Raw genomic sequence first — 3,825 nt, 5'->3', positions numbered from 1 at the left:
GGTCCGGGGCGGCCGGGGACTGCGCGGGTCGCTCCGGCTCGTCCGGCGCCGCGCCGTCTCCCCCGCAGCCCGCCAGCGACAACGCGGCCAGCAGGGCGGTGGCCACGGTGGCGGCTGTCGCTCTCATGGGCCCCTCGGTCCTCTCGTCCGATGCCGGCCCGCGGGAAGCGGGCCGGCACACTGGTGCGCCGTTCACTGGGCTGGATCAGGAAGGAACGCCGTTGGGCCCGCACTTGATGACGGGACGGATGCAGTCGCGCACCCGCCGGTCCATCTCGTCCTCGGGCCAGGCGTTGAAGAAGTCCCCGTGCATCGTGTATCCGGGCCCGGACGCCAGCCGGAATCCGGAGGGGTCACCGCTGACCGGGTAACGGAGCACCTGACGGAGCTTCGGCACGGCCACCGGGTGGGTGGAGGGGCACTGACCCGCCACCGGGTAGGCCATGTGACTCATGTGGTCCGGCGAGTCGAGGTCGGTGCCGTTCCAGCACTGCGGGAAGTCCAGGTAGGACTCGAGCGCGGTGCCGGACGGGCAGTTGACGAAGTCCTTCGACGGGTTGACGTGCCCGGCGTGCAGGCACGACCACCGCGCGATGGACTGGTCGGGGCTGGTGGCCCGCGCGTTGCCGGCCACGATCTTCAGACCCTGGGGAAGGGACTGGGTCTGCGCCACGACATTCGAGTTGACGCCCTCGCCCAGGTAGTAGAACGTCGCCGACTGCGGCTCGACGGGCTGGTTGTTCACGAACAGGGTCGGCACCCAGTAGGAGGACAGGTCGATCGCGGGGTCGCAGGTGCTGTCGCCCTCCAGCAGGTCGCCCAGGTTGGTGGTGTTGGCGTCCGTCACCGTGCTGCCGAAGAAACTGTGCGAGTGCGAGGCCCCCGGCATGTTGGGGAAGACGATCGGGTCGTCCGGCAGCCGGTGGCTGAAGTCGCACTCCGCGACGAACTCCGCCACGCGGACGACGTTCGGCTCGACGGCCTCCTCCTCGACGGCGGCCGTGGAGGTCGCCGAGGTGAAGAGCTGCGACGCCAGCAGGCAGGTGACCGCCAGCACCGCGTAGAGGGCGCGGCGCGGCCAGACTGCCGCCGCGGCGCGCGGATGGGGTGATTTCACGAGCTCTCCTTCATGGGGTGGGGGAGTTCAGAGAGCGCTCTCAGGCGGAACTTAGAAGTGGGCACGGGAGGCGTCAAGGCATCCGGCACGATCCCGGAACGGAAAACGGCAATGGGCATCGGAACGGCGAGAGAGCGCTCTCTCACCCGCCCGCTCCCCCGGCGCCCCGGAGGGGTACTAAGCTGGCCGTGCAGTAACGCACCACGGGAGCCCGGCGCACCGGGCTGAGAGGGAGGCTGAGCGGCCTCCGACCGTACGCACCTGATCCGGGTCATGCCGGCGAAGGGAGGAGTCGCGTGGTTCCGCGCACCGCACGAGAGTTCTCGCCGTCCCCACCGTCCCCGCCGTCCGCACCGCGCGCGTCGTTCGACGTGGTCGTGGTCGGGGGCGGCGTCATCGGCCTGGTCACCGCCTGGCGGGCCGCCGGGCGTTCGTTGCGCACCGCGGTCGTCGACCCCGCCACCGGCGAGGGCGCCGCGCGGGTGGCGGCCGGGATGCTGGCCGCCGTCACCGAGCTGCACCACGGCGAGGAGCCGCTGCTCGGGCTCGGGCTCGCCTCGGCGGCGCGCTGGGCGGACTTCGCCGAGGAGCTCGCCGAGGCGGCCGGAGCCGGCGTCGGCTACCGCGCCTGCGGCACGCTCGCGGCGGCGCTGGACGCCGACGACCGGGCGCAGCTGCGGGAGTTGCACCTGCTCCAGCAGCGCTGCGGCCTGGACACGGAGTGGCTGTCCGGCCGGGAGTGCAGAAAGCTGGAGCCGATGCTCGCGCCCGGCGTGCGCGGGGGGTTGCGCGTGGACGGCGACCACCAGGCCGACCCGCGGCTGGTCACGGCCGCGCTGCTGGCCGCGTGCGAACGCGCCGGGGTCACCTTCCTCCGCTCCTGGGCACGCGAGCTGACGGTCTCCGGCGACCGGGCGCGCGGCGTGGTCCTCGACGACGGAACGGCCGTGGCGGCGGGCCGGACGGTGCTGGCCGGGGGCTCCGGCAGCGGGCGCCTCGGCGGGCTGCCGCCCGAGGTGTCGGTGCCGGTGCGGCCGGTGAAGGGCCAGATCCTGCGGCTGCGGATCACGCGCGAGTACGCGCCGTTCCTCTCCCGCACGGTCCGCGCGGTGGTGCGCGGCGCCCAGGTGTACCTGGTGCCGCGGGTCAGCGGCGAGCTGGTCATCGGCGCCACCTCGGAGGAGCGCGGCTGGGATACGGCGGTGACCGCGGGCGGGGTGTACCAGCTGCTGCGCGACGCCCACGATCTGGTGCCCGGGGTGACGGAGCTTCCGCTGGTGGAGACCAGCGCGGGGCTGCGCCCGGCGACGCCGGACAACGCCCCGCTGCTGGGCCCCACCGCGCTGCCCGGGTTGTCGCTGGCCACCGGCCACCACCGCAACGGCGTGCTGCTCGCCCCGATCACGGGTGAGGCGCTGGCCGAGGTGCTCACCACGGGCGAACTCCCGGACTACGCCCGTCCGTTCGCCGCGGATCGCTTCGCCCGCCGCGGCTGGGAGGTGTCGGCATGACCGACTCGCTGGCGGTCTGGGTCAACGGCGAACGGCGCGCGTTCCCCCGGGGTACCACGCTGGAGGCGCTGGTGACGGGCCTCACCGCGGCCAGGGGCGGGGTCGCCGCCGCGGTGAACGAGACCGTGGTTCCGCGCGGCCAGTGGCGCGGCACCGCGCTGGCGGAGGGCGACCGCGTCGAGGTGCTGACCGCTGTGCAAGGAGGCTGACCGCATGACCACCCCACCCGACACCGCGCTCCCGGACACCGCCGCCGGGGCCGGGGCCGCGTCCGGCGGGAACGCCGCGGACGACGACGACACGTTCCTCCTCGGCGGGCTGCGGCTGACGTCGCGGCTGATCATGGGCACCGGGGGCGCCCCGAGCCTGGAGGTGCTGCGCGATGCGCTCGCCGCCTCGGGGACCGAGCTGACCACGGTGGCGATGCGCCGCATCAACCCGCGGCTGGCCGGCTCGGTGCTCTCGGTCCTGGAGGAGCTCCGCGTCACGCCGCTGCCGAACACCGCGGGCTGCCACACCGTGGGCGAGGCGGTGCTGACGGCGCGTCTGGCGCGGGAGGCGCTGGGCACCGACCTGGTGAAGCTGGAGGTCATCGCGGACGAACGCACCCTGCTCCCCGACCCGGTGGCCACCCTGGACGCCGCCGAGCTGCTGGTGGACGACGGCTTCACGGTGCTGCCGTACACCAACGACGACCCGGTGATCGCCCAGCGGCTGGAGGAGGCGGGCTGCGCGGCGATCATGCCGCTCGGGTCACCCATCGGCTCGGGGCTCGGCATCCGCAACCCGCACAACTTCCAGCTGATCACCGAGCGCGCGGGCGTTCCGGTCATCCTGGACGCGGGGGCGGGAACGGCCTCCGACGTGGCGCAGGCCATGGAGCTGGGATGCGCGGGGGTGATGCTGGCGTCCGCGGTGACGCGGGCCCAGCGTCCCGTGCTCATGGCGCGGGCGATGCGGCATGCTGTGGCGGCGGGCCGGCTCGCCCACCGGGCGGGCCGGATCCCGCGGCGGCACTTCGCCGAGGCGTCGTCCCCGGCCGAGGGGTTGGCGGCGCTCGATCCCGAACGCCCGGCATTCTCGTACTGATATACGATCCACGCTGTTGCCCGGGGGGCGACGCAGCAGGTGGCGCCAACCTCATTGGGGGGACCGTGACCACTCCGTACCCGGCCGAGAACCCGCGCCCCCCTGTTC

The 3,825-nt window shown here is 73.9% G+C and carries 4 protein-coding genes and 1 riboswitch; of the genes, 3 read left to right on the top strand and 1 reads right to left on the bottom strand.

Annotation, left to right across the window (positions count from 1 at the left end; translation table 11 throughout):
- Window positions 1-205 precede the first annotated feature (205 nt).
- Window positions 206-1,117, bottom strand: coding sequence for a DUF1996 domain-containing protein (locus ADY01_RS33845; RefSeq protein WP_049580594.1), 912 nt, complete (start codon window positions 1,115-1,117; stop codon window positions 206-208).
- A gap of 193 nt (window positions 1,118-1,310) precedes the next feature.
- Window positions 1,311-1,422: riboswitch (TPP riboswitch) on the top strand.
- Between the two features lie 66 nt (window positions 1,423-1,488).
- On the opposite strand from ADY01_RS33845, the gene thiO reads away from it, so the two are divergent.
- From thiO to ADY01_RS33830, 3 genes are all read left to right on the top strand, one after another.
- On the top strand, window positions 1,489-2,628 hold the full coding sequence (gene thiO / locus ADY01_RS33840) for a glycine oxidase ThiO (RefSeq protein ID WP_049580596.1): 1,140 nt from the start codon (window positions 1,489-1,491) through the stop codon (window positions 2,626-2,628).
- Complete coding sequence (gene thiS / locus ADY01_RS33835) at window positions 2,625-2,837, top strand: sulfur carrier protein ThiS (protein ID WP_049580593.1); 213 nt, start codon at window positions 2,625-2,627, stop codon at window positions 2,835-2,837. Before thiO ends, thiS begins: the two co-directional genes overlap by 4 nt.
- Before the next feature lie 133 nt (window positions 2,838-2,970).
- Window positions 2,971-3,717 carry a thiazole synthase gene (locus ADY01_RS33830; protein ID WP_049580595.1) on the top strand — a complete coding sequence of 249 codons (747 nt, stop codon included), beginning with the start codon at window positions 2,971-2,973 and terminating at the stop codon, window positions 3,715-3,717.
- Window positions 3,718-3,825: the final 108 nt, after the last annotated feature.

Source organism: Streptomyces sp. SBT349 (genome assembly GCF_001083795.1).
Taxonomy (GTDB): Bacteria; Actinomycetota; Actinomycetes; order Streptomycetales; family Streptomycetaceae; genus Streptomyces.
This window is presented reverse-complemented; position numbering and strand designations above follow the sequence as displayed.